At 44.5% G+C, this 24,593-nt stretch carries 25 protein-coding genes; all 25 read left to right on the forward strand.

Annotation, left to right across the window (positions count from 1 at the left end; all coding sequences use genetic code 11):
• The 25 genes from rmuC (at position 1) to FKX92_RS06275 (ending at position 24,586) form a co-directional block, all read left to right on the forward strand.
• Positions 1–1,257: a DNA recombination protein RmuC gene (gene rmuC / locus FKX92_RS06150; RefSeq protein WP_011837560.1), complete on the forward strand. Its 1,257-nt coding sequence runs from the start codon at positions 1–3 to the stop codon at positions 1,255–1,257.
• A complete protein-coding gene (locus FKX92_RS06155; RefSeq protein WP_002893873.1) occupies positions 1,247–2,191 on the forward strand; it encodes a 3'-5' exoribonuclease YhaM family protein in 945 nt (314 codons plus the stop codon). Before rmuC ends, FKX92_RS06155 begins: the two co-directional genes overlap by 11 nt.
• 92 nt (positions 2,192–2,283) lie before the next feature.
• The gene (gene purR / locus FKX92_RS06160) at positions 2,284–3,099 is read left to right on the forward strand and encodes a pur operon repressor (protein ID WP_032905583.1); all 816 of its coding nucleotides are present in this window, start codon (positions 2,284–2,286) and stop codon (positions 3,097–3,099) included.
• Between the two features lie 21 nt (positions 3,100–3,120).
• Positions 3,121–3,564, forward strand: coding sequence for a hypothetical protein (locus FKX92_RS06165; RefSeq protein ID WP_149565820.1), 444 nt, complete (start codon positions 3,121–3,123; stop codon positions 3,562–3,564).
• A 215-nt stretch (positions 3,565–3,779) separates the two neighbouring features.
• Positions 3,780–4,193 (forward strand): 30S ribosomal protein S12, encoded by a 414-nt coding sequence (rpsL, locus tag FKX92_RS06175; RefSeq protein ID WP_002893867.1) that lies wholly within the window; start codon positions 3,780–3,782, stop codon positions 4,191–4,193.
• A 19-nt stretch (positions 4,194–4,212) separates the two neighbouring features.
• Entirely contained in the window at positions 4,213–4,683 is a 471-nt protein-coding gene (rpsG, locus tag FKX92_RS06180) for a 30S ribosomal protein S7 (protein WP_002893865.1), read from the forward strand.
• Positions 4,684–4,923: 240 nt separating this feature from the next.
• Positions 4,924–7,005: an elongation factor G gene (gene fusA, locus FKX92_RS06185; protein ID WP_004185285.1), complete on the forward strand. Its 2,082-nt coding sequence runs from the start codon at positions 4,924–4,926 to the stop codon at positions 7,003–7,005.
• A 320-nt stretch (positions 7,006–7,325) separates the two neighbouring features.
• Positions 7,326–8,333 carry a type I glyceraldehyde-3-phosphate dehydrogenase gene (gene gap / locus FKX92_RS06190; protein ID WP_002899102.1) on the forward strand — a complete coding sequence of 336 codons (1,008 nt, stop codon included), beginning with the start codon at positions 7,326–7,328 and terminating at the stop codon, positions 8,331–8,333.
• 352 nt (positions 8,334–8,685) lie between these two features.
• Positions 8,686–10,497: a glutamine--fructose-6-phosphate transaminase (isomerizing) gene (gene glmS / locus FKX92_RS06195; protein WP_149565821.1), complete on the forward strand. Its 1,812-nt coding sequence runs from the start codon at positions 8,686–8,688 to the stop codon at positions 10,495–10,497.
• A gap of 213 nt (positions 10,498–10,710) precedes the next feature.
• The gene (locus FKX92_RS06200) at positions 10,711–11,760 is read left to right on the forward strand and encodes an LLM class flavin-dependent oxidoreductase (protein ID WP_062005071.1); all 1,050 of its coding nucleotides are present in this window, start codon (positions 10,711–10,713) and stop codon (positions 11,758–11,760) included.
• Between the two features lie 212 nt (positions 11,761–11,972).
• The gene (locus FKX92_RS06205) at positions 11,973–13,019 is read left to right on the forward strand and encodes a uroporphyrinogen decarboxylase family protein (RefSeq protein WP_149565822.1); all 1,047 of its coding nucleotides are present in this window, start codon (positions 11,973–11,975) and stop codon (positions 13,017–13,019) included.
• Positions 13,020–13,074: 55 nt separating this feature from the next.
• Complete coding sequence (locus FKX92_RS06210) at positions 13,075–13,275, forward strand: hypothetical protein (RefSeq protein WP_149565823.1); 201 nt, start codon at positions 13,075–13,077, stop codon at positions 13,273–13,275.
• Between the two features lie 87 nt (positions 13,276–13,362).
• A complete protein-coding gene (locus FKX92_RS06215; protein WP_149565824.1) occupies positions 13,363–14,364 on the forward strand; it encodes a uroporphyrinogen decarboxylase family protein in 1,002 nt (333 codons plus the stop codon).
• Between the two features lie 15 nt (positions 14,365–14,379).
• Positions 14,380–15,264, forward strand: coding sequence for a transporter substrate-binding domain-containing protein (locus FKX92_RS06220; protein WP_149565825.1), 885 nt, complete (start codon positions 14,380–14,382; stop codon positions 15,262–15,264).
• Positions 15,265–15,459: 195 nt separating this feature from the next.
• A complete protein-coding gene (locus FKX92_RS06225) occupies positions 15,460–16,152 on the forward strand; it encodes an amino acid ABC transporter permease (RefSeq protein WP_002920294.1) in 693 nt (230 codons plus the stop codon).
• A gap of 3 nt (positions 16,153–16,155) precedes the next feature.
• Complete coding sequence (locus tag FKX92_RS06230) at positions 16,156–16,842, forward strand: amino acid ABC transporter permease (RefSeq protein WP_002908663.1); 687 nt, start codon at positions 16,156–16,158, stop codon at positions 16,840–16,842.
• Between the two features lie 12 nt (positions 16,843–16,854).
• Positions 16,855–17,619 carry an amino acid ABC transporter ATP-binding protein gene (locus FKX92_RS06235; RefSeq protein WP_060976176.1) on the forward strand — a complete coding sequence of 255 codons (765 nt, stop codon included), beginning with the start codon at positions 16,855–16,857 and terminating at the stop codon, positions 17,617–17,619.
• Positions 17,620–18,077: 458 nt separating this feature from the next.
• Positions 18,078–20,216 carry an ATP-dependent Clp protease ATP-binding subunit gene (locus FKX92_RS06240; RefSeq protein WP_149565826.1) on the forward strand — a complete coding sequence of 713 codons (2,139 nt, stop codon included), beginning with the start codon at positions 18,078–18,080 and terminating at the stop codon, positions 20,214–20,216.
• 254 nt (positions 20,217–20,470) lie between these two features.
• The gene (locus FKX92_RS12155) at positions 20,471–20,923 is read left to right on the forward strand and encodes a hypothetical protein (protein ID WP_262405248.1); all 453 of its coding nucleotides are present in this window, start codon (positions 20,471–20,473) and stop codon (positions 20,921–20,923) included.
• A 60-nt stretch (positions 20,924–20,983) separates the two neighbouring features.
• On the forward strand, positions 20,984–21,358 hold the full coding sequence (locus FKX92_RS12160) for a CPBP family glutamic-type intramembrane protease (protein ID WP_125407672.1): 375 nt from the start codon (positions 20,984–20,986) through the stop codon (positions 21,356–21,358).
• Between the two features lie 272 nt (positions 21,359–21,630).
• Entirely contained in the window at positions 21,631–21,903 is a 273-nt protein-coding gene (locus FKX92_RS06255) for a TIGR04197 family type VII secretion effector (protein ID WP_149565827.1), read from the forward strand.
• Positions 21,904–21,915: 12 nt separating this feature from the next.
• On the forward strand, positions 21,916–22,278 hold the full coding sequence (locus FKX92_RS06260) for an energy transducer TonB (protein WP_125407566.1): 363 nt from the start codon (positions 21,916–21,918) through the stop codon (positions 22,276–22,278).
• Positions 22,268–23,848, forward strand: a complete 1,581-nt coding sequence (locus FKX92_RS06265; RefSeq protein ID WP_149565828.1) for a virulence protein — start codon at positions 22,268–22,270, stop codon at positions 23,846–23,848. The genes FKX92_RS06260 and FKX92_RS06265 overlap by 11 nt, the downstream gene beginning before the upstream one ends.
• A gap of 17 nt (positions 23,849–23,865) precedes the next feature.
• Positions 23,866–24,186: a DUF4176 domain-containing protein gene (locus FKX92_RS06270; protein WP_002907960.1), complete on the forward strand. Its 321-nt coding sequence runs from the start codon at positions 23,866–23,868 to the stop codon at positions 24,184–24,186.
• Positions 24,176–24,586, forward strand: coding sequence for a hypothetical protein (locus FKX92_RS06275; protein ID WP_002922449.1), 411 nt, complete (start codon positions 24,176–24,178; stop codon positions 24,584–24,586). The genes FKX92_RS06270 and FKX92_RS06275 overlap by 11 nt, the downstream gene beginning before the upstream one ends.
• The last annotated feature ends 7 nt before the right edge of the window (positions 24,587–24,593 follow it).

Raw genomic sequence — 24,593 nt, forward strand, 5'->3', positions numbered from 1 at the left:
ATGGAGTTTATAATCATCCTCATTCTTTTGGGAAACCTAGTGCTGACCTTTCTTTTATGGCAAAAGCTTAGTCAGCAGACCGAGACGCTAAAGCAAGTCTTGGAAAATCAGGCAGATCATCTATCGGATCAGTTGGACTATCGCTTGGAGCAAGAAAGCCAGAAAAAGCAAACGGCTCAGAAAGAGCTGGAATTAGCTCTGGGAGATCGTTTGAGCGAGGTCAGGACAGATTTGCACCGCAACTTGACAGAGCTGCGCTTGGAAATCAGTGACAACCTGACCAAGAATCGGGATAAAACTGACGAGCGTATGCGGCAGATCCAAGAGTCCAATGAAACTCGTCTAGAGCAGATGCGGCAGACCGTTGAAGAAAAACTGGAAAAGACACTTCAGACTCGTCTTCAGACTTCTTTTGAAACGGTCTCTAAGCAATTGGAGTCTGTTAATCGCGGTCTGGGAGAAATGCAGAGTGTTGCCCGAGATGTCGGCACACTGAACAAGGTCCTTTCCAACACCAAGACTCGGGGGATTCTAGGGGAGTTGCAGCTAGGCCAGATTATCGAGGACATCATGACGGCCAGTCAGTATGAGCGAGAGTTTGTGACGGTGGCCGGCTCCAGCGAGCGTGTCGAATATGCTATTAAACTGCCGGGACAGACGGAGCATGAATATGTCTATCTGCCCATTGATTCTAAGTTTCCTCTGGCTGATTACTACCGTTTGGAAGATGCTTATGAGTCTGGCAGCAAGGAAGAGATTGAGCTCTATCGCAAGTCTCTCTTAGCAAGTGTTAAACGCTTTGCCAAGGATATTAAGAGTAAATATCTGGCACCGCCGGCTACAACCAACTTTGGTATCATGTTTCTGCCAACGGAAGGTCTCTATTCGGAAGTTGTCCGCAACCCAGCCTTTTTTGACAGTTTGCGGCGGGAGGAGCAGATTGTGGTAGCGGGGCCATCTACCCTGTCTGCCTTGCTCAATTCACTGTCTGTCGGTTTTAAAACGCTCAATATCCAAAAAAGTGCGGACGATATCAGCAAGGTTCTGGGCTCTGTCAAATCCGAGTTTAACAAGTTCGGTGGTATTCTGACCAAGGCTCAGAAACATTTACAGCATGCTTCGGGTAACATTGATGAACTCTTAACCCGGCGGACAGGAGCTATCGAAAGAACCTTACGCCATATTGAGCTGTCTGACCAAGACCTCGATTTGAACTTACTTGATTTTTCAGAAGAAAGGGAAAACAATGAAGATTAATCAAATGAAAAAAGATGAACTGTTTGAAGGTTTCTATCTGATCAAGTCAGCAGAAGTCCGTCAGACAAGAGCTGGGAAAAATTATCTGGCCTTCACTTTCCAAGACGATACAGGAGTAATCGAGGGTAAACTTTGGGATGCTCAGCCACATAATGTTGAAGAATTCACTGCTGGCAAGGTTGTGCACATGCAAGGCCGACGGGAAGTCTACAATAACACACCCCAGGTCAATCAACTGACCCTGCGTCTTCCTAAGGCTGGAGAGCCCAATGATCCAGCGGATTTCAAGGAAAAACCGCCAGTAGACCAGAAAGAAATCCGAGATTATTTATCTCAGATGATTTTTAAGATTGAGAATTCGGTCTGGCAGCGCGTGGTCCGCTCTCTTTATAGCAAGTACGATAAGGAGTTTTATTCTTATCCAGCTGCCAAGACCAATCACCATGCTTTTGAGTCGGGACTAGCCTTTCATACCGCTACTATGGTCAAGCTGGCAGATGCAATCGGAGACATTTATCCTCAGCTTAATAAAAGCTTGCTCTTTGCTGGGATCATGCTTCATGATTTGGCTAAGGTTATTGAGCTCAGCGGTCCGGAAAATACAGAGTACACTGTGCGAGGCAATCTGATTGGTCATATCGCTTTGATTGATGAGGAACTGACCAAGACCCTGATGGAGCTGAAAATTGACGATAGTAAGGAAGAGGTTATTGTCCTGCGCCATGTCCTTCTCAGCCACCACGGTCTCTTGGAATACGGCAGTCCTGTACGGCCTAAGATTATGGAAGCAGAAATCCTTCACATGATTGATAATCTGGATGCGGAGATGATGATGATGACGGCTGCCTTAGGACTTGTTGATCCAGGTGAAATGAGCAACAAAATATTCGCTCTTGAAGGCCGTTCTTTCTACAAACCAAAACTTGAACAGTAAAATACGAAAAATGGACATTACTTGGAAAAGAATGTTCGTTTTTTTGTTTCTGTTATGGTATAATGAATAAAATAACTTTAATTGGTGAAAAAATGAAATTAAGAAGAAGTGAGCGTATGGTGGTTATTTCTAATTATTTGATTAACCATCCTTATGAATTAACGAGCTTAAATACATTTGCAGAAAAATACGAATCTGCCAAATCTTCTATTTCAGAAGATATTGTCATTATTAAGCGTGCCTTTGAAGAGATTGAAATTGGAACTATCGAAACGATTACTGGTGCCGGTGGAGGAGTGATTTTTAGCCCGTCCATCTCAGATACAGAAGCTAAGACTATTGTACAAGGTCTTTGTGATCAGCTGTCTGAAAGTAATCGGATTCTTCCTGGGGGCTATATTTATCTATCTGATCTGCTCAGTACTCCATCCATTCTGAATAATATCGGACGGATCATTGCCAAAAGCTTTAAAGATCAACAGATTGATGCGGTCATGACAGTTGCGACTAAGGGTGTACCTTTGGCCAATGCAGTAGCCAATGTTCTCAATGTACCTTTTGTCATCGTTCGTCGGGATTTAAAGATTACAGAAGGATCAACGGTTAGTGTCAACTATGTATCGGGCTCCAGCGGAGATCGTATTGAAAAGATGTTCTTGTCCAAGCGCAGTCTCAAGGCCGGCAGCCGCGTCTTGATTGTGGATGACTTCCTCAAAGGCGGGGGGACCATTACAGGGATGATTAGCCTCTTATCTGAGTTTGACTCTGAGTTGGCAGGTGTAGCTGTCTTTGCGGACAATGCGCAGGCCAATCGCGATTATCTGGACTATAAATCGCTCTTGAAAGTAACCAATATTGATGTCAAGGCGAATACCATTGATGTGGAAATTGGAAATATTTTTGATTAGGGAAAAGGGCGGAGATCATAGATGAAAACAGTTTTAGAAAAGTTTGACCACAGTCCGCTGTGGATTCGTTTAGGAGTATTGTCGATTTTATTTGGGATTCTGATTACCGGCATGGTTTTTGTGCAGGGTCAGTCTAATTCCACCAGAAATTCAGTTAGTTCGGCTGCCAGCATCGCATCAAGCAGCTCTTCCTTACAACTGTCTTCTGCTCAAAAAGAAGCACAGGAAAAAGAAATTCAGGAAGAGGAGCAAGCAGTTCAGGGCGCAGAAGAAGCGGTTAAACAGCTTGAAACCATGCAAACTTTGGAAGATTTGCAGCTAGCTAAGACTGCAGTAGAGAAGGTTAAGGATGCAGCGACGAAGGCTAGATTTCAAAGTCGTATTCAGGCGATAGCAGTCTTGATTGATCCGGAAACAGCCCAGGCAGCTGTATCAGAAGAAGCAGTGGCTCAGCCGCAGCAATAAGTTAGCAGCAATCTAATAAGCAGAGATAGGCTTAAAATAGAAAAAATGTATTGACAGAGAAGTATCCTCGTGCTATAATGATAGACGGTACTTTTTACTTTTGGTCTCTCAAAAGTGTACAGAGACGTGCTGACAAATGTTGCAAAAGTACACGCAGATGGTAGCTGTCACCAAGTGTACCATCACCAAAATTAAAAAAATACAGGAGAATGTAGATGCCTACAATTAACCAATTGGTTCGCAAACCGCGTAAATCAAAAGTAGAAAAATCTAAATCACCAGCTTTGAACGTTGGTTACAACAGCCATAAAAAAGTTCAAACAAACGTATCTTCACCACAAAAACGTGGAGTTGCAACCCGTGTCGGAACTATGACACCTAAGAAACCAAACTCTGCCCTTCGTAAATTTGCCCGTGTACGTCTGAGCAACCTGATTGAAGTTACAGCTTACATCCCAGGTATCGGACACAACCTGCAAGAGCACAGCGTAGTGCTTCTTCGTGGTGGACGTGTAAAAGACCTTCCAGGGGTACGTTACCATATCGTCCGCGGTGCACTTGATACAGCAGGTGTTACTGATCGTAAACAAGGCCGTTCTAAATACGGTACTAAAAAACCAAAAGCATAAGGAAAGGGGAGAAAGATAAATGAGTCGTAAAAACCAAGCGCCTAAGCGCGAAGTATTGCCAGATCCGCTTTACAATTCAAAATTAGTTACTCGTCTTATCAACCGCGTTATGCTTGATGGTAAGCGTGGTACAGCAGCTTCTATCGTTTACGGAGCTTTTGACCAAATCAAAGAAGCAACTGGAAACGATGCGCTGGAAGTATTTGAAACAGCTATGGAAAACATTATGCCTGTACTTGAAGTTCGTGCTCGCCGTGTCGGTGGTTCAAACTACCAAGTTCCGGTTGAAGTTCGTCCAGAACGTCGTACAACACTTGGACTTCGCTGGTTGGTAACTATTGCTCGTCAACGTGGTGAGCACACAATGGTTGACCGCCTTGCAAAAGAAATCTTGGATGCTTCTAACAACACCGGTGCAGCTGTTAAGAAACGTGAAGACACTCACCGTATGGCTGAAGCCAACCGTGCCTTCGCACACTTCCGTTGGTAAGAATAAGATACTAAGGGCGTTAAAAAAGCGACTGAAAATTAGGAAGCTTGACGCAGAATCAAAGATTCTAGAAAAGCTTATCTATTTTCTGAGTTTTTAGCCCGAGTTCAATTCAACTTATCTACAAGTTGAAACCAACAAAACAAGATAAACATTGAGAACGGGTAGGTCCTGCCTATCCGTTTTTGCTAAATCATGTTATAATAAATTGTAAAATAAATTAATAGGAGAAATAACCAAATGGCTCGCGAATTTTCACTTGAAAAAACTCGTAATATCGGTATCATGGCCCACGTCGATGCTGGTAAAACAACAACAACTGAGCGTATTCTTTACTACACTGGTAAAATCCACAAAATCGGTGAAACTCACGAAGGTGCGTCACAAATGGACTGGATGGAGCAAGAGCAAGAACGTGGTATCACTATCACATCTGCTGCGACAACTGCTCAATGGAACAACCACCGCGTAAACATCATCGACACACCGGGACACGTGGACTTCACAATCGAAGTACAACGTTCTCTTCGTGTCTTGGACGGTGCGGTAACCGTTCTTGACTCACAATCAGGTGTTGAACCTCAAACTGAAACAGTTTGGCGCCAAGCAACTGAGTACGGAGTTCCTCGTATCGTATTTGCTAACAAGATGGACAAGATTGGTGCTGACTTCCTTTACTCAGTAAGCACTTTGCATGATCGTCTTCAAGCAAACGCTCATCCAATCCAATTGCCAATTGGTTCAGAAGATGACTTCCGCGGAATTATCGACTTGATTAAGATGAAGGCTGAAATCTATACTAATGACCTTGGTACAGATATTTTGGAAGAAGATATCCCAGCTGAATACCTTGAGCAAGCTCAAGAATACCGTGAAAAATTGGTGGAAGCAGTTGCTGAAACTGATGAAGAATTGATGATGAAATACCTTGAAGGTGAAGAAATCACTAACGAAGAATTGAAAGCTGCTATCCGTAAAGCGACTATCAATGTTGAATTCTTCCCAGTATTGTGTGGTTCTGCCTTCAAGAACAAGGGTGTTCAGTTGATGCTTGATGCAGTTATCGACTACTTGCCAAGCCCACTTGACATCCCAGCAATCAAAGGTATCAACCCAGATACAGAAGAGGAAGAAACTCGTCCTGCATCTGATGAAGAGCCATTTGCAGCTCTTGCCTTCAAGATCATGACTGACCCATTCGTAGGTCGTTTGACTTTCTTCCGTGTTTACTCAGGTGTCCTGAACAGCGGTTCATACGTATTGAATACTTCTAAAGGTAAACGTGAGCGTATCGGACGTATCCTGCAAATGCACGCTAACAGCCGTAATGAAATTGAAACAGTATACGCTGGTGATATCGCTGCTGCCGTAGGTTTGAAAGATACAACTACTGGTGACTCATTGACAGATGAAAAAGCTAAAATCATCCTTGAGTCTATCAATGTTCCAGAACCAGTTATCCAATTGATGGTTGAGCCTAAATCTAAGGCTGACCAAGACAAGATGGGTGTTGCTCTGCAAAAACTGGCTGAAGAAGATCCAACTTTCCGCGTTGAAACAAATGTTGAAACTGGTGAAACAGTTATCTCTGGTATGGGTGAGCTTCACTTGGATGTCCTTGTTGACCGTATGCGTCGTGAGTTCAAGGTTGAAGCAAACGTAGGTGCTCCTCAAGTATCTTACCGTGAAACATTCCGCGCTTCTACTCAAGCTCGTGGATTCTTCAAACGCCAATCTGGTGGTAAAGGTCAATTCGGTGACGTTTGGATCGAGTTTACACCAAACGAAGAAGGAAAAGGCTTCGAGTTTGAAAATGCTATCGTCGGTGGTGTGGTTCCACGTGAATTCATCCCAGCGGTAGAAAAAGGTTTGGTTGAGTCAATGGCGAACGGTGTCCTTGCTGGTTACCCAATCGTTGACGTGAAAGCTAAACTTTACGATGGTTCATACCACGATGTCGACTCATCTGAAACAGCCTTCAAGGTTGCGGCATCACTTGCTTTGAAAGAAGCTGCTAAGACTGCACAACCAGCTATCCTTGAGCCAATGATGTTGGTAACAATCACTGTTCCTGAAGAAAATCTTGGTGACGTTATGGGTCACGTAACAGCTCGTCGTGGACGTGTTGATGGTATGGAAGCGCATGGTAACAGCCAAATCGTTCGTGCTTATGTGCCACTTGCTGAAATGTTCGGTTATGCGACAGTTCTTCGTTCAGCATCACAAGGACGCGGTACCTTCATGATGGTATTTGACCACTACGAAGATGTACCTAAGTCAGTACAAGAAGAAATCATTAAGAAAAACAAAGGTGAAGCTTAATCTTTGAGCAAACCTTGGCACTCGCATTTGCGGGTGCTTTTTCTATTTATATAGAACCGTCCCTTAATAAAAAGAGTAAATGATTGATTTTGTAAGTTGTATTCCTGCATTTTCAAAAGTTACTGCTTCGCTTTTTCAAATCAATGAAAGCAGAAATGAAAGTTAGTGAAAGAATTCATAATACTTGTTAATAACAATGAAATCAGTTGCATTTTACCTCAATTAAGTATATAATAGAAATGTTGAAAGGTGATTTGTAGCAACTCAAGTTACTCTTTTCACATAAAAATTTTTTGATTTTCATAAGGAGGAAATCACGAATGGTAGTTAAAGTTGGTATTAACGGTTTCGGTCGTATCGGTCGTCTTGCTTTCCGTCGTATCCAAAACGTAGAAGGTGTTGAAGTTACTCGCATCAACGACCTTACAGATCCAGTAATGCTTGCACACCTGTTGAAATACGACACAACTCAAGGTCGTTTCGATGGTACTGTTGAAGTTAAAGAAGGTGGATTCGAAGTTAACGGTAAATTCGTTAAAGTTTCTGCTGAACGTGACCCAGAACAAATTGACTGGGCAACTGACGGTGTAGAAATCGTTCTTGAAGCAACTGGTTTCTTTGCTAAGAAAGATGCTGCTGAAAAACACCTTAAAGGTGGTGCTAAGAAAGTTGTTATCACTGCTCCTGGTGGAAACGATGTTAAAACAATTGTATTTAACACTAACCACGACATTCTTGATGGTACTGAAACAGTTATCTCAGGTGCTTCATGTACTACAAACTGCTTGGCTCCAATGGCTAAAGCACTTCAAGACAACTTCGGTGTTGTTGAAGGTTTGATGACTACTATCCACGCTTACACTGGTGACCAAATGATCCTTGACGGACCACACCGTGGTGGTGACCTTCGTCGTGCTCGCGCTGGTGCTGCAAACATCGTTCCTAACTCAACTGGTGCTGCTAAAGCTATCGGCTTGGTTATCCCAGAATTGAACGGTAAATTGGATGGATCTGCACAACGCGTTCCAACTCCAACTGGATCAGTTACTGAATTGGTTGCTGTTCTTGAAAAGAATGTAACAGTTGATGAAGTAAACGCAGCTATGAAAGCAGCAGCTAACGAATCATACGGTTACACAGAAGATCCAATCGTATCTTCAGATATCGTAGGTATGGCTTACGGTTCATTGTTCGACGCGACTCAAACTAAAGTTCTTGATGTTGACGGCAAACAATTGGTTAAAGTTGTATCATGGTACGACAACGAAATGTCATACACTGCACAACTTGTACGCACTCTTGAATACTTCGCGAAAATCGCTAAATAATTCAATAGTAGAAGAAAGAGGCTCAATTGAGTCTCTTTTTCTGTACCTTGCTTTGTGAAAATCATCAAAGACAGGTCTGTGGTTTATTAAGCTTCTATTTCCCCAAATTTTTAGTCATATAGAAAGTCATTTTTGCTATATCTGTCCATTTTTCTAAATGCTTCAAGGGGCTGTTTTGCGGTAAGAGAAGCTAAGCATACTTTTCTTAAAGAAAACTATACCAATTTCATGCTTGACAAACCAAAAAACAGTGTGTATACTGGTTTTGTTGGAGTTTTTAGATTCCAAGAAGACTATACCAATTTTCAATAAGAAGGGCTGGTTTCTAAGACCAGAAATCAGAAGTAACGTTATGTGTGGAATTGTCGGAGTTGTCGGAAATCGCAACGCAACTGATATCTTGATGCAGGGCTTGGAAAAGCTGGAATACCGAGGTTATGACTCGGCTGGAATTTTTGTAACAACAGGAAAAACTTCTAGTCTGATCAAGTCGGTCGGTCGTATCGCTGACCTGCATGCTAAAATTGGCATTGATGTTGCTGGGACTGCTGGTATCGGACATACTCGTTGGGCTACTCATGGAAAACCAAGTGAAAACAATGCCCATCCTCATACTTCACAGACCGGCCGTTTTGTCTTGGTTCACAACGGTGTGATTGAGAACTACCTTGATATTAAGAATACTTATCTAGCTGGTCATGACTTCAAGGGGCAGACAGATACAGAGATTGCTGTGCATCTGATTGGCAAATTCGCTGAAGAAGAAGGCTTGTCTGTTTTAGAAGCCTTTAAAAAAGCTCTCCACATCATCCGTGGTTCTTATGCCTTTGCTTTGGTGGACTCACAAGATGCAGATGTTATCTATGTTGCTAAAAATAAATCACCTCTTCTAGTTGGACTGGGTGATGGCTATAATATGGTCTGTTCAGATGCCATGGCCATGATTCGTGAGACGAATCAGTTTATGGAAATTCATGATCAAGAGCTGGTTATTGTCCGTAAAGACAGTGTGGAAGTAAAGGATTATGATGGGAATACTCTGGAGCGTGAAAGCTATACAGCTGAGCTTGACTTATCCGATATTGGTAAGGGAACTTATCCATACTATATGCTCAAGGAAATCGATGAGCAGCCAACTGTGATGCGTAAGCTAATCAGCGCTTATACAGATGATAAGGGGCAAGTATCAGTAGATGCAGATATTGTCAAAGCTGTTCAGGAAGCTGACCGTCTCTATATCCTTGCAGCTGGAACTTCTTACCATGCTGGCTATGCTTCTAAGCGTATGCTGGAAGAGTTGACGGATACACCTGTTGAGCTGGGCATTGCTTCTGAGTGGGGCTATGCTATGCCGCTCCTCAGCAAGAAGCCTCTCTTTATCTTTATCAGCCAATCTGGTGAAACAGCTGACAGCCGTCAGGTCTTAGTCAAGGCGAATCAGATGGGCATTCCAAGTTTGACCGTGACCAATGTTCCGGGTTCTACGCTTTCTCGGGAAGCCAATCATACCATGCTGCTGCATGCAGGTCCTGAGATTGCTGTTGCTTCTACTAAGGCCTATACAGCTCAAATCGCTGCTTTGGCTTTCTTGGCTAAAGCTGTTGGTGATGCCAATGCTTCTGAAAAAGCGGCAGCCTTTGACTTGGTTCACGAGCTGTCCATAGTTGCGCAGTCTATTGAGTCCACTTTGTCAGAAAAGGAGTTGATTGACAATAAGGTCCGTGGCCTTCTGGAAACAACTCGCAATGCTTTCTATATCGGCCGTGGTCAAGACTACTATGTGGCGATGGAAGCTAGCTTAAAACTCAAAGAAATTTCTTATATCCAGTGTGAAGGTTTTGCTGCTGGTGAGCTCAAACACGGTACAATCTCTCTGATTGAAGACGGGACACCAGTTTTGGCCCTGCTTTCTGATGAAGTCTTGGCTAGCCATACTCGGGGCAATATTTCAGAAGTCGTAGCTCGTGGAGCCAAAGTTTTGACTATTGCTGAGGAAAATGTGGCTAAGGATGGAGACGATATTGTCCTGAGCCAAGTTCATCCATACCTGTCACCAATCTCTATGGTGGTACCGACACAGCTCATTGCTTACTTTGCAACCTTGCACCGTGGTCTGGATGTAGATAAGCCTCGTAATCTGGCTAAGTCTGTCACTGTAGAATAAGCTTTCTAACGAATCTTGATAATAATACTAAGCCTCAGATTTTTCTGGGGCTTTTGGTATGGTATTTGGTGATAGTGCTCTTTGGAAGTCTCTTTCTATCATGATAAAACCATGTTATTCTATGCAGATAGACAATGGATTGAGCATCATTTCTGTATTTATCACTAATTAGTGATAAAATATTTTTATCTTAAATATCAGGAGGACAAAAGCATGGTGGAATTAGGTATTTCTACTTTTGGAGAGACAACGCCGCTGGAGGGGACAGGGCAGACCTATACACATGATGAGCGGATTCGGCAGCTGGTAGCAGAGATTGAACTGGCAGACAAGGTGGGGCTGGACGTGTATGGCATTGGAGAGCATCACAGGGAGGACTTTGCGGTCTCTGCGCCGGAGATTGTGCTGGCGGCTGGTGCGGTCAAGACGGAGAAGATTCGCCTGACCAGTGCTGTTAGCGTCCTGTCGAGCTTGGATCCTATTCGAGTCTACCAGCAGTATGCGACGATTGATGCATTGTCAAATGGCAGAGCAGAGGTCATGGCTGGCCGTGGCTCTTTTATCGAGTCCTTTCCGCTTTTTGGCTATGACTTGAAGGATTATGAAGAGCTTTTTGATGAAAAGCTGGACCTGCTCCTCTATGCTAGTGCCGAGACTCGGCTAAATTGGAAGGGCAAGCTGACGCAGACTATTGACAATCGGGAAGTCTACCCACGGGCGGTGCAAGAAACATTGCCAGTTTGGGTAGCGACGGGGGGCAATGTCGAGTCCACCATTAAGGTCGCCCAGAAGGGCCTACCTATTGCGTATGCCATTATCGGTGGACAGCCTAAGCGCTTCAAGCCCCTGCTGGATGCGTATCGCCGGATTGGGCAGGAAAGTGGCCACTCAGATGAAAAGTTGAAGATCGCTGCCCACTCTTGGGGCTGGGTCATGGAGGATAATGAGGAGGCGGTCCGGACTTACTTCCATCCGACCAAGCAGGTAGTGGACGCTATCTCTAAGGACCGCCCTCACTGGCGGGAGATGACCTATGAGCAATACCTAGATCAGGTAGGACCAGAGGGGGCCATGTTTGTCGGTAGCCCTGAAAAGGTCGCTCAGAAATTGATCAAGATGATAGAGGAGCTGGGACTAGACCGCTTCATGCTGCATCTGCCGTTGGGATCGCTTCCGCATGAGCAGGTTCTCCAGTCTATCGAACTCTTTGGCACCAAGGTTGCACCGCTCGTGCGGGAGTATTTTGCAGCTAAGGGTAAGTAAGATCGGAATAGCAGTTTTTTGATAAAAATTACCTATCTCATCCATAGAAAATATATATGGTACTTATCTAGAAAGGGTACAAAAAATAAGGTTGTTCAGCAGAGTCTGAAAAGCCTTGAAAAAGCTAGCTTAGTCTAGCTTTTTTATTTTGCTTTGATAAATATTTTTAATCAGGCTGATAGGGAAAATATATTTCCCAGGAGAAAGAGAGGGTGGTAAGATATATTACAAATTCAAAGAAGGAGGAAGTAATGGTCAGCAAGAAAGAATTAGTGCTGAGAGCTTTTCGGGGTGAAGAAGTTGACCGAGTGCCTGTTGGTTTTTGGTTTCACTTTGTAAGCCAAGAGGAAAAGATGCTGGGCCTAGACAATCCGGTGATTTTCAATAAAAGTGTTGAGGGGCATGCTGCTTATGTTCGGGCTGCACGGCCAGACTTTGTTAAGATTATGAGCGATGGCTTCTTTAAGTATCCTAGTGCGCTCTATTCGGGTCATATTGAGTCCATTCGGGACTTGGCAGATATCCAGTCTATCGGAGAGCATCATCATTGGATTGAGCAGCAGATTGAGATGGTGAAGGCTGTAAAAGCAAGCTATCCAGAGGACCTCGCTTCCTTCTACAATATCTTTGCGCCGGTCTCCTATCTCAAGCGCTGGTTCCGCCGAGAAGGGTCGCGAGGAGATAGAGAAATAGCAGATTTTCTGGCAGAGGATCCTGAGCTGGCAGGACATGTTTTAGATGTTATTGCTGGCGATATTGCTATTTTGACTAGACGCATCATTGAGGAAGCGGGCATTGAGGGGATTTATCTCAGTACCCAGCAAGTCCAAGACGGTCGGGTAGATGAGGCCAGTTATCGTCGTTATATTGAGCCTAGTACAGTTAAGGTTCTGGAAGCGGCAAATGCGGCTGGCGGTCAGAATATTCTCCACATCTGCGGCTTTGAAGGAGCCAGCAATGATTTGGAACTGTTCAAGGACTATCCGGCTCAAGTGTTTAACTGGGCAACTCATCATGAGGGGGTCAGCTTAGCGGAAGGGCGCAGGCTCTTTGGCGGTCAGGCTGTCCTGGGCGGCTTCGAAAATGGCAGAGCAGCTCTTCTAAATACGGGCAGTCGTGCAGAGTTAGAGGCTGAGACCAAGCGGCTGCTGGCTGAAACTGGCAGTCAGGGAGTGATTCTAGGGGCTGACTGCACTGTACCAGATGATTTCGAAATAGAAAGACTGGACTGGATCCGTCAGGCAGCTAGTCAGTTCTGACGGACTTGCCAAAGTCCTAAAGAGTGATTTTCAACTCTTTCAAGGAGGAAGATAGATGAATCGATATCAAAAAAGGCTTGCAGCCCTTGCTCTGATATTCTTGATAGTAGGAGCATTTCTGAGTGTCACTCAGATTTATGCTCATCAGCCTTCAGACAAAAAAGAAGATGATTTGCAGGTGCTCAAGAAACTGCCAGAGCAGTCAACTGGCTTGATGCAGCCTAATGATATTGCTGCTCTGCTCTTGTCAGATTAGAATTTTTACTAAAATTTTAGACCAACATAATGAGAAAGATAAAAACAACTCATTGGCGAGATAGGAACAATAGAAAAAGGAGAGAAGATGACTTCAAAAAGAGAATTAGTACTGAAAGCTTTCAGAGGAGAGCCCGTTGACCGAGTGCCAGTTGGTTTCTGGCATCATTTTACCAGCGAGGATGAGTGGCTGGTAGGTTTTGGAAATCAGGCCATTATTGAGAAAAATCTGGCTGGCCATCAAGCTTTTCTGGCAGAAGTCGACCCAGACTTTATCAAGCTGATGAGTGATGGTTATTTTGCCTATCCTAATGAACGCTTGAAAAAAGTCCAATCTATCAAAGACTTAGCAGATATTGAGCCGCTAGGTGCTGACCACCCTTGGATTAGTGAGCAGGTGGAACTGGTTCAGAAGATTAGGGCTGGCTTTACAGAGGACTTGGTCGCTATTTACAATATTTTTGCGCCAGTGACCTACTTCAAATGGTTGGTCGGCAAGGTTGCTGGTGGAGATGATATCATTGCAGATTTCTTGGCGGAGAATGCGGTGCTCACGAAGCGGGTGCTGGATGTGATTGCTAAAGATATTGCGGCTTTGACGGAGCGGATTATCAAGGAAGCTGGAGCGGATGGAATCTACCTCAGCGTTCAGAGCATTCAGGATGCACGGGTGTCAGCAGAAGATTATAAGACTTTTATTGCTCCTAGTGAATTGGCGGTGCTGGAAGCAGCCAACGCGGCTGGCGGAGTGAATATCCTGCACATTTGCGGTTACGAAGGCGCGCGAAACGATGTTCATCTTTTCACTGACTATCCAGCTCAGGTCATCAATTGGGCAGTGGGGCCAGAAGGTATCAGCCTAGCGGAGGGCCGGAAATTGTTTGGCGGCCGGACTGTCCTCGGTGGCTTTGAAAATGGCAAGGACGGCCTGCTTTACACGGGCAGCCAAGCGGCTATTCAAGATGAGACCAAGCGGCTGATAGCAGAGGCTGGCAAGGAAGCTTTGATTATCGGGGCTGACTGTACTATTCCAAGCGATATTAAGACAGAGCGGATTCAGTGGGTTCGCCAAGCAGCAAGCTTAACATAAGAAGGAGGAGAAAGAATGAGCAAGAAAAAATGGATTATTGGTGGAGCAGCAGTGATTGCTATTGTAGCTGCGACTTATTTGGGGCGGACCTTGACAGGTGCTTCATCTAGCAAGACAAGCAGCTCTGCATCAGGCAGCGGTAAGGTCACGACTTTGAAAGTGGCACATACACAGAACTATGTTCCTTATGACTTTGTGGACGAAAAAGGCGAGTCAGATGGCTATGAGGTTGCTGTTCTCAAGGCCATTGATGAAAAGCTGCCAGACTATCAGTTTGAATATACTGGTACTAGTGATGAGGATCTTTTAGTCGGTCTGGAATCTGGGAAATATGACATCGGAACCAAGGGAGCATGGTACACCGAAGAGCGGGCGAAGAAATTCATCATTCCAAAAAGCCCAATCGGCGCTAGCATTATAGGTTTCACTATCCTCAAGGAAGACGCTGAAAAATACAAGACAATTGATGATTTTGCCAAGGAAAAGGGCAAGCTGGTACCAATCTCTCCGCAGAATGCTCAATGGGCTGTTATCGAAGAGTATAACCAAAAGCATAGCGGTGCTCCTATTGATTTGACTGCAGCAGAGTCCTTCAAGGTGGCTGATGCTTATGCTTGGGTTCTGGAAGGGCGCTACGATGCTTTCTTTGACATCAAGCTGTCTTTTGAAAAAGCAGTGAAAGATAAAGAAGGTTCTTACCATCAGTATGCGGATCAACTGACTTGGTTCCCTTACAAGGGGATTCCGACCTATCCCCTGCTTCATAAAAACGAAAAAAATGAAGACTTTGCCAAGGCATATGAGAAGGCAATTAAGGAACTGGAAAAAGACGGAACCCTGGCTAAACTATCTGAAAAGTATTTCGGAGAAGATGTCTTCTCTTATGTGGACAAGGACTAGTTGCTGCTGTCTGCTGATTATGGAAAATCAAAAGATTGACTGAGAAGCTAGCTGAATACAGAACTGGTGGCTTCTAAGCTGACCTTGATGCTGTTTGAAGGGATTTTCAAAGAGAGAGCATGGCTGCTCCAAGCTGAAAGTGCCCGTTCAAGAGAAGATTATTCCATCTAATCACTGTCGAAGGAGAAGAAAATTATGGTCTCGTATGACTTATCCCGTGTCTTTGGCCTGCTGCCTAGTCTGCTGCAGGCTCTGCCGACCACTTTATGGATTATGTTTGTGACAGCTTTGATTGGCTCCTTGCTGGGGGGTCTGTTGGCTTGGGCTCAGATTGCCGAGGAGCAGTCTTTCGCTGGTCTGGCTAGAGGATATATATTTATCCTTAGATGTACACCACCTATCGTCTTGCTTTTCTTGGTTTTTTATGGCATTCCAGAGTTTTTAGAATGGTGGCTGGGGCTGGATATCAATAATTGGTCGCGGACTGTGTTTGTCATCATCACCATGATTCTGCTCTTTGCGGCCATGATTGCGGAAGTCTTCAAGGCAGCTTATCTTGCTGTTCCCAAGGGACAGACCGAGGCAGGTCTCAGTATTGGCTTGACACCGGTGCAGACTTTTCTGCGCATCATCCTGCCACAGGCTTTTCGCATCGCCCTGCCCAATCTGACTACTGCCCTTCTTAATCTCATGCGGGATGCTGCGCTGGCCTATACGATTGGGGCAGTTGATGTCATGGGAGCGGGGCAAAATCTTATCAGCCGTAATCTGGGCAATTATTCCCTAGAAACCTATACAGCGTTGGCCTTGATTTACTGGGGGATTGCTCTAGTGGTTTCGCTGGTTTCCCAGCTTCTGGAAAAAAGTCTGACAGTCAAGGAGAGGTAAAGCATGGATTTGAATTATATTGTAAATACCTTTCTGGTAACGTTGAAAGGCATACCAGTAACCCTGATTATTATGGTGGTTGCTATTCTGCTCAGCTTTATTCCAGCTCTGCTTCTAGCTCTGGGGCAGATTTATAAAGTTCGAGGTGTGCGGACCTTTTCGGTGGTTTATCTGGCCTTTATTCGGGCGACGCCGCCCATTTTGCTCATTCTCTTTTTCTACAGTCTTTTTCCTAGCTTACTGAATCAAATATTCAAAAGTCTGGGCAGTCAGGTAGACGTCTTTAAGTTCAATCCGCTTTACTATGCTTTCATCATTTATAGCCTGATGACGACAGGCAGTTTATCGGAAATTCTGCGCTCTGCCATTTTGACGGTGGATAAAGGACAGTTGGAAGCGGCGCAGGCTATTGGTTTAACGAATTTTCAAGCCTATCGGAGAATTGTTTTTCCTCAGGCTCTGCGCTCTGCCCTGCCCAATCTGGCCAATCTGGTTATCAATCTAGTCAAGGGAACCTCGCTGGTATTTGTCATGACGGTCAAGGATATCACAGCCCTGGCTAAGATAGAAGCCTCCCATTCTTACCAGTATTCAGAGTCTTATCTGGTGATTTTTGTTATTTATCTCATTATTTGTGGCTTGATTCAGTGGATGTTTAGGGGCTTGGAAAAGCGCTACGCTCTTGCTTAGGAAGGAAAGATTATGTTAGAAGTAAAACATATCTCCAAACGATTTGGAGAGCACCAGGTGCTGGCAGATGTCAGTCTCAAGGTCAATCAAGGTGACGTTGTAGTTATTCTGGGACCGTCAGGCTCTGGGAAAACAACATTTCTGCGCTGTCTGAATCACTTAGAAAAAGCGGATGGCGGCCAGTTGACTTTGTCTGGTAAGGACTATGATTTGGCTAAGCTCAGCAAAAAGGAGATTTTGGAAATTCGTAGAAAGACGGCCTTTGTCTTCCAGCATTATAATCTCTTTGCCAATAAAACAGCCCTTGAAAATATCTTAGAAGGCTTAGTGATAGCTCGTAAGATACCGAGGGAAGAAGCGCTTAAGATTGCGGAAGAGTCCTTGAATCGCGTGGGCCTCTTGGCCTACAAAGACTACTATCCTTCTCAGCTATCAGGCGGCCAGCAGCAGCGGATTGGGATTGCGCGTGCCATTGCTGTCAAGCCAGATGTCATCCTGCTGGATGAACCAACTTCGGCTCTAGATCCGGAATTGGTCGGAGAAGTTCTCAGTGTCATGAAACAGCTGGCTCAGGAGGGAGTGACCATGGTCGTTGTGACCCACGAGATGAGCTTTGCCCGTGATGTGGCCAACCATGTCATCTTTATGGACGGAGGTCACATCGTCGAAGAAAATCCTCCTCAGGAGTTCTTCTCTAGCCCGAAGGAAGAGCGGACCAAACAGTTTCTGTCCCGCATTCTATCGGATGCCAGCTATAGTGTAGAGTATATGATTTAAAAATCTGGATTATGTCCAGATTTTTATTATAAAAAGGCGTCTTTATAGGAATGAAAAGGACCTAAACGACATTTTCGATTACAATTGTAAATTTATTTTTAAAAAATTATGTAAAATCTATTGACAAATAGATTCTGTCATGATAAAATTACAACTGTAAACAAAAAAGTTTACGTAAATTTAATTAGAAGGAATGAATACAGCCGGAAGGCGATTATTTTGGGAGGATTAAAAATTATGTAAAATTATCTTCTTCTGAAAGAGATCAAATTCACTCATAAAAATAGAGACTGAATCAGTCTTGATTTTTGAAAAGAGAATAAGTTATGTAAAATAATAGTTTGGAGAAGATCTCCCAAATCAAAATTTATAGTGGATAAGGAAGAGATTTCTTATCTGAAACTTTGGTAAAATCAAAAATTATGTAAAGCAAAATATGAAAAAAGCGAGGTAATGCTATGAACAACAACTACAACAATTTTAACAATATGGATGACCTTTTTAACCAACTTATGGGACGCATGGGTGGCTACAACAGCGAACACCGTCGCTACTTGATTAATGGTAGAGAGGTCACACCGGAAGAGTTTGCTCAGTATCGGGCCACTGGCAAGCTCCCTGGTCAAGGAACAGGTGAGCAGACTGGACAAGCTACTGCTCAAGGACCTAAGCAAGATGGTATCCTGGCTAAGCTAGGTCGCAATCTGACTCAGGAAGCGCGTGATGGCAAGTTAGATCCAGTCATTGGGCGCAATAAGGAAATCCAAGAAACAGCTGAAATCCTTTCTCGCCGAACCAAGAACAATCCTGTATTGGTCGGAGACGCCGGAGTTGGTAAGACAGCTGTCGTAGAAGGATTGGCTCAGGCTATCGTCAACGGTGATGTGCCAGCGGCTATCAAGAATAAGGAAATTATTTCTGTTGATATTTCCGGTCTGGAAGCTGGAACCCAATATCGTGGTAGCTTTGAAGAAAATATCCAAAACTTGGTCAATGAAGTCAAGGAAGCCGGCAACATTATCCTCTTCTTTGATGAAATCCATCAAATCCTAGGAGCAGGATCTATCGGTGGAGATAGTGGCTCTAAGGGCATGGCGGATATTCTCAAACCAGCGCTTTCTCGTGGTGAGTTAACCGTCATCGGAGCTACTACTCAGGATGAGTACCGCAATACTATCCTTAAAAATGCAGCTTTAGCTCGTCGTTTCAATGAAGTCAAGGTTAATGCACCGTCTGCCGAAGATACCTATCAGATCCTTCAAGGTATTCGTGACCTGTATGAAAAGCACCACAATGTCATCCTGCCAGATGAAGTGCTGAAAGCGGCTGTGGACTACTCTGTCCAGTATATTCCACAACGGAGCCTGCCAGACAAGGCGATTGACCTGGTCGACGTGACTGCTGCCCACTTGGCAGCCCAGCATCCAGTGACTGATGTTCATGCGGTTGAAAATGAGATTGCTGAACAGAAAGACAAACAGGAAGCGGCTGTTGAGAAAGAAGATTATGAAGCAGCTCTGAATGCTAAGACTCGCATTGAAGAGCTAGAAAAGAAAATTCAAAATCACACTGAGGATATGAAGGTGACAGCTACGGTCAACGACGTAGCAGAGTCTGTTGAACGGATGACGGGTGTACCAGTATCTCAGATGGGTGCCAGCGACATTGAGCGCCTCAAGGGCATGAGTGACCGTCTCAAAGCTAAAGTGATTGGCCAAGATAAGGCTGTAGAAGCCGTGGCTAGAGCTATACGCCGTAACCGTGCAGGATTTGATGAAGGCAACCGTCCAATCGGAAGTTTCCTCTTTGTTGGACCAACTGGTGTTGGTAAGACTGAGCTTGCTAAGCAACTGGCTCTGGATATGTTCGGTACCAAGGAAGCCATCATCCGTCTGGATATGTCAGAATACTCCGACCGGACTGCTGTTTCCAAGCTAATTGGTACGACTGCAGGCTATGTCGGCTATGATGATAACAACAACACCTTGACCGAGCGTGTGCGTCGCAATCCTTACTCTATCATTCTCTTGGATGAGATTGAAAAGGCTGATCCACAAGTGATTACCCTTCTCCTTCAAGTTCTGGATGACGGTCGTTTGACAGATGGTCAAGGGAATACAGTCAACTTCAAGAATACGGTTATTATTGCGACTTCCAATGCTGGATTTGGATATGAAGCAGGCTTGGAAGAGGATGCTGAAAAACCTGATCTGATGGATCGACTCAAAGCTTACTTCCGTCCAGAATTCCTCAATCGTTTCAACGCGGTTATTGAGTTCTCTCATCTCAAGAAAGAAGATTTGATGGAGATTGTTAATCTCATGCTGATCGAAGTAAATCAAACCTTGAGCAAGAAAGAAATTGATCTGGCTGTATCTGATGCAGCTAAGGAATTCCTGCGCGATGCTGGTTATGACCAAGTAATGGGTGTTCGTCCGCTCCGTCGTGTCATTGAGCAGCAAATTCGTGACAAGGTGACTGACTTCCACTTGGATAATCTAGATGCTAAGCACTTGACAGCCGATTTAGAAGATGGTGTCTTAGTTATTCGTGAAAAGGGTGCTGACGCATCTGAAGAAGACAAGCAAGCAGAATAAAGCTTACTGAGTCAACTAACTTTTCAAAGATCTCCTTCTTAGATGAAGGTAGGTCTTTTTTGTTAAGTAGGAATTACAAATATCTCCCCTTTCTGGAAATAAATTACCATTTACCCCAAAATCTCAACTAAATTCTCCTTGATATCACTTAAAAGAAATGTTTCTATTAGGTATATAAAAAGAAAAACATTGAAACCTGATGCTGAAGAAAAGCCAGACTTGCTTAGAAGGTATCGGTAAAATGAAACAAAATCTTGATATCGCTGAAACAGTCCATAACTACAATTAAGCGTAATGCCATTATCTTTGCCATTCTTAGCACCCTATGTGGCTGGGTTGGTTATGTTGTTGATAAAGTAACCGGCCAAGCTCTTTACGATAATATCGGAACAGAGATAGGAAGCGGCTCTTTAGGGATGCTGATTTGGCTGGTAACTCCGTTAATCTGTACCATCTTTCTCCGTAGCTTTGGCGGAGATGGCTGGAAAGAAGCAGGGTTTTCAATTAATTTTAAAGATAACAAAAAATTATATCTGATTAGTTTTTTAGTCTACCCTCTTGTTACGATGATAGTGATACTTTTGGGACTGATGACACAAGGCATCATAGTGACAGATGTGAAGGTTGAGTTCACGGTCTATCTTGGAATCTTGCTCACACAGATAGGGACTCAATTCATAAAAAATATTTTTGAAGAATCTGTTTGAAGGGCATATCTTACCAATCAATTAATCGAATTAAAATTACCCGACTTAAAACTATATCTAATTGTTGGCTTTATATGGTGGATTTGGCATCTGCCTTACATTATGAAGTTTCGGTCTGAGGGAGAAATCCCAAATACCTTGCCGGTTGGAAGGCTGACATTCTTCCTTATCGGGATGATAAATGTTGCATGCTGGACGGTCATGTATACAGAGATTTTTAGAATTACCAAATCTGTTTGGCCTCTAGTTATTATGCACACTATGGAGGATGCGGTTATAAATCCTTTACTATTACTAGGATTTGTCTCGGTAGAAAAAAATCAGGCTTTCCTCTTCTCGCTTTCAGTGGGGATGATTCCGACTATTCTTTATTTAACAGTTGGTCTAGCTATACGAAAATGGAGAAAAAAACAGGAGTATGGAAAGGCGAGCTAACAGAGTAACAGAAAGCAGATTCCTGATAATGTTGCCGGCTCTCGCTTGAATCATCTGGCTGTCAAAGATTTGGAAGGCGATCTGGAGGATGAGTTTCTGATTATTCGGTAGAGGAAATCAGAGACTTTAAAAGCACTAGCTTAAGTAGGTTTAGCAATTAACAAGATTGGAATTATTTATCAGTCTTGTTTCTTTTTGGTTAAAAAGCAGGCGGAGACTTGAACTTATAATATAAATGTCATAAAATAAAAGCAAAAACAGAGGAGCAAGCAATGTCAGATATTAAAAGTGATAATGGGCTAGCAGCTAGCCATGCTAATAGCTTTTCAGTCGCTTCCAGTCAGATAGGTGCAGCATCTCAGGCTGACAAGGATGCTATCAGTCGTTTGGAAGGAAACAGTCGGGCCAGTGAGGAAATTGATCATTCCAGAACAGCGTCAGCTGATGTCGCCGGTAAGATTACAAGCTTCAGTCAGCTCCTGCAAAGCGTAGCAGAGGAATTTCAGGCGACCGATCAAGGAATGGCTGCGGATATTGAGGGATAAGGGGGAAGTAGTATGAAGAATTCCCAAACTCTGGCTGCCGAACGCCTGCGGGCTTTTGAAAAGCTGGATAAGGCTGAGGAGCAAAAGCGTCGTCTAGACCGTTTTGAAGAGGATATGGACTATCTCTATGACCGGGGACTTTCGGCTTTAAGAGAGCTGAATTATTTGCCCTTAACGGCCAAGGACAGTCAGGATTTTTATGATATTATGGGTTTGGTTGAGCACAGTCACCGACTGCTGGATTTGGATATCCAGGATGGTCAGGATCGGCTGGATAAGGAAAGAAAAAAGCTAGACCGTCAAATTGAGACCATCCAGGGGCAGTATAGACAAGCCCTAGAAGCAGAAGAAAAGGAGGCTGGATATGGGCGCTAAGATGGAACTCCCTGCTTCCAACCAGCAGGCAGGGTCAATGGCTACTGCCGGCCAGGTGAGGATCGCGGCTTATGAATCTGCCATGCAGGCCATGGAAAATTTTGTAGGGGAAAGCGGGCTGACCGGAACAGCATATGACAGTGCTAAAACCTACTGTCAGGGGATGTTTCTTCCCCTCTTTAAGGCAGCGATTCTCTTTGAAGAAGAGTTGGTTAAGGCTGGCAGCGATCTGCCCAGCCGTTATGTCAGTGAGGTGGCAGAAGAGAGTTTGGATCAGGATGTCCTGGAGAGTCAAATTGCTTCTTATGATCAGACCATTGACAGCCAAAATCAGGCTCTGACCGAGGCCAATAAACAGAAGGATGTAGCTGATTCTACCAAAAGCAGCATCCAGAATGCCATTACAGCAGCTCAGGACAAACGTCATGAATTGCAGGACAAGCTAAATAAACTGCTGGCCTTTTATTCATCGTCGGCCACCATTTTCGACAATCTGCCGGGGCTGGCTGCTGCTTTGGACCAAGCTCTGAGCCTGATGACAGAAGGCTTTGCAAACTTTAACGGCAGCTTTGTCCTGCCTAGTCCGGACAGGATGACCTGGACCCAGACTGTTGAAACAGCTTGGGAGAGCAAAAAAGCAGTTGAAGCTGCCTTTCAAAAGGTCATGGATAAGCTAGACAGCGGTGAAGAGCTGACTCCGGAGGATATCCAGGCTGTCCAGGCCTATCTAGAGCGCTATCCCAGCCGGAACATTCCGCAGGCCCTCCGCAGCCATCTGGAAGAAGCGGTCCAGCAGGCTGATCCCATCCTCAAGGCAAGACTGGACCAGGCCAAGGCAGATCAGGCTTCTGGTAGTCTCTCGCAGGCTGCTTTCAATGGGCTGTGGGCTGGGGCTATGCTGGGCTTTATGAAGCAAGCAGGCAATCAAACTGGTGCCCAAACAGTAGCTATGCCTGCTGCCAAACAGGCTGCTGGTAGTAGCGGTGGTTCATCGGGCTTTTGGGACTTTCTTTTTGGTCATACCAATACCCTGGAACACTCCAAAAAGACTGACTGGAGTACAGGCTGGTTATATAGTACCTATGCCAAATACTCGACAACTGTGGAAGAAGACGATCCTGGTATTTTCAAGTACAAGACAAATAATGGTATTTTTAATGGAGTAGCTGTAGATTTGGGTGTGGCTTCTGTTGATATAGATGCCAGTGACTGGAAGCTGAATGCCAGTCCTCAAATCAGTGTCGGTGGCTATCATATTGGTGTCAATGGCAGTGTTGGCTTAAATACAGACACAGGTTGGCTCCCTATGCCGGAGATTAATCTTTCTCTACATGCTGGAACAGAGCAGCACGATACTGCGGCCGGTCTTAAAGTATCTACTGATATCTGGAATGGTATGGTTGGAGTCTATGGCGTCGACTCGAACATCAGTAAAGACTCGAATGGAAATAAAACGGTGAATTCGGTTGAAACGGGGGCGCAAACCGTGAATGGTCTGGAAGTTGCAGCTGTAGTAGTTGCAGTGACAGTAGCTCCTGTAGTCGCCCTCCCAGCGCTTGCTCTGGCTTAAGGAGAAAGGAGACTTTGATGAAGCAACAATTACCTATCGGAAGTGTAGTCATGGTTAAGGGTAGTTCTCAACCCCTGATGATTGTCAGCCAGTTTCCTGTGACGACCCTTGACGGACAGACCGGCTACTTTGACTTTGGGGCAGTAACCCTGCCCTCCGGTCTGACGGGAAAAGAATTAATCTTTTTTAATAAAGAAGATATTGAGCGGCTGGTCTTTGTTGGTTATGTAGATGTGACTTTTCAAGATTTGCTCCAGCGTTATGACGAGCTGATAGCTGATATCCCCTATCCCAGGCTGACCGTCCCGGAAAGAGCAGGAGCGGCAGATGAAGCGTAAGACAATTATTTTCTCTGGCCTGGTCCTCCTTGCTTTAGCTTTTGGAGCTCTCTTCCTCTTTGCCAGCCTGAATGAGGCCAGTCTGGACGGAGTGTATTACCGCCAGATTGAGGATGGGGCAGACGGCTTCAGTGGCTTGGACAAGGAAACGATTCTGAATCTCAGAGACCAGCAAGTCACCTTCTATAAAGAGGGTCTGGAAGAGAAGGGAAGCATTGACCGCAAGGCCGGCAGTATCCGGCTAGGGTCTAAATTTTACAGCTATGTCCACAATGGGGATTTGCTCATGCTCAAGCTCAAGGAGGATCCGACCAATTCCAAGGAGAGCCTTTATCTGGTCAGAAAAGACAGCCCCTCAGCCAAGAGGCTGGAGCAGAAGTCTAAATCTCAGTCACCTTAATGCACAG

The organism is Streptococcus sanguinis (assembly GCF_008329445.1).
GTDB lineage: Bacteria > Bacillota > Bacilli > Lactobacillales > Streptococcaceae > Streptococcus > Streptococcus sanguinis_O.

What these genes read in the sequence shown, in the direction of transcription:
- rmuC (WP_011837560.1), top strand. Translation starts at nt 1, where the DNA reads ATGGAGTTTATAATCATCCTCATTCTTTTGGGAAACCTAGTGCTGACC.
- FKX92_RS06155 (WP_002893873.1), top strand. Translation starts at nt 1,247, where the DNA reads ATGAAGATTAATCAAATGAAAAAAGATGAACTGTTTGAAGGTTTCTAT.
- purR (WP_032905583.1), top strand. Translation starts at nt 2,284, where the DNA reads ATGAAATTAAGAAGAAGTGAGCGTATGGTGGTTATTTCTAATTATTTG.
- FKX92_RS06165 (WP_149565820.1), top strand. Translation starts at nt 3,121, where the DNA reads ATGAAAACAGTTTTAGAAAAGTTTGACCACAGTCCGCTGTGGATTCGT.
- rpsL (WP_002893867.1), top strand. Translation starts at nt 3,780, where the DNA reads ATGCCTACAATTAACCAATTGGTTCGCAAACCGCGTAAATCAAAAGTA.
- rpsG (WP_002893865.1), top strand. Translation starts at nt 4,213, where the DNA reads ATGAGTCGTAAAAACCAAGCGCCTAAGCGCGAAGTATTGCCAGATCCG.
- fusA (WP_004185285.1), top strand. Translation starts at nt 4,924, where the DNA reads ATGGCTCGCGAATTTTCACTTGAAAAAACTCGTAATATCGGTATCATG.
- gap (WP_002899102.1), top strand. Translation starts at nt 7,326, where the DNA reads ATGGTAGTTAAAGTTGGTATTAACGGTTTCGGTCGTATCGGTCGTCTT.
- glmS (WP_149565821.1), top strand. Translation starts at nt 8,686, where the DNA reads ATGTGTGGAATTGTCGGAGTTGTCGGAAATCGCAACGCAACTGATATC.
- FKX92_RS06200 (WP_062005071.1), top strand. Translation starts at nt 10,711, where the DNA reads ATGGTGGAATTAGGTATTTCTACTTTTGGAGAGACAACGCCGCTGGAG.
- FKX92_RS06210 (WP_149565823.1), top strand. Translation starts at nt 13,075, where the DNA reads ATGAATCGATATCAAAAAAGGCTTGCAGCCCTTGCTCTGATATTCTTG.
- FKX92_RS06215 (WP_149565824.1), top strand. Translation starts at nt 13,363, where the DNA reads ATGACTTCAAAAAGAGAATTAGTACTGAAAGCTTTCAGAGGAGAGCCC.
- FKX92_RS06220 (WP_149565825.1), top strand. Translation starts at nt 14,380, where the DNA reads ATGAGCAAGAAAAAATGGATTATTGGTGGAGCAGCAGTGATTGCTATT.
- FKX92_RS06225 (WP_002920294.1), top strand. Translation starts at nt 15,460, where the DNA reads ATGGTCTCGTATGACTTATCCCGTGTCTTTGGCCTGCTGCCTAGTCTG.
- FKX92_RS06230 (WP_002908663.1), top strand. Translation starts at nt 16,156, where the DNA reads ATGGATTTGAATTATATTGTAAATACCTTTCTGGTAACGTTGAAAGGC.
- FKX92_RS06235 (WP_060976176.1), top strand. Translation starts at nt 16,855, where the DNA reads ATGTTAGAAGTAAAACATATCTCCAAACGATTTGGAGAGCACCAGGTG.
- FKX92_RS06240 (WP_149565826.1), top strand. Translation starts at nt 18,078, where the DNA reads ATGAACAACAACTACAACAATTTTAACAATATGGATGACCTTTTTAAC.
- FKX92_RS06255 (WP_149565827.1), top strand. Translation starts at nt 21,631, where the DNA reads ATGTCAGATATTAAAAGTGATAATGGGCTAGCAGCTAGCCATGCTAAT.
- FKX92_RS06260 (WP_125407566.1), top strand. Translation starts at nt 21,916, where the DNA reads ATGAAGAATTCCCAAACTCTGGCTGCCGAACGCCTGCGGGCTTTTGAA.
- FKX92_RS06265 (WP_149565828.1), top strand. Translation starts at nt 22,268, where the DNA reads ATGGGCGCTAAGATGGAACTCCCTGCTTCCAACCAGCAGGCAGGGTCA.
- FKX92_RS06270 (WP_002907960.1), top strand. Translation starts at nt 23,866, where the DNA reads ATGAAGCAACAATTACCTATCGGAAGTGTAGTCATGGTTAAGGGTAGT.
- FKX92_RS06275 (WP_002922449.1), top strand. Translation starts at nt 24,176, where the DNA reads ATGAAGCGTAAGACAATTATTTTCTCTGGCCTGGTCCTCCTTGCTTTA.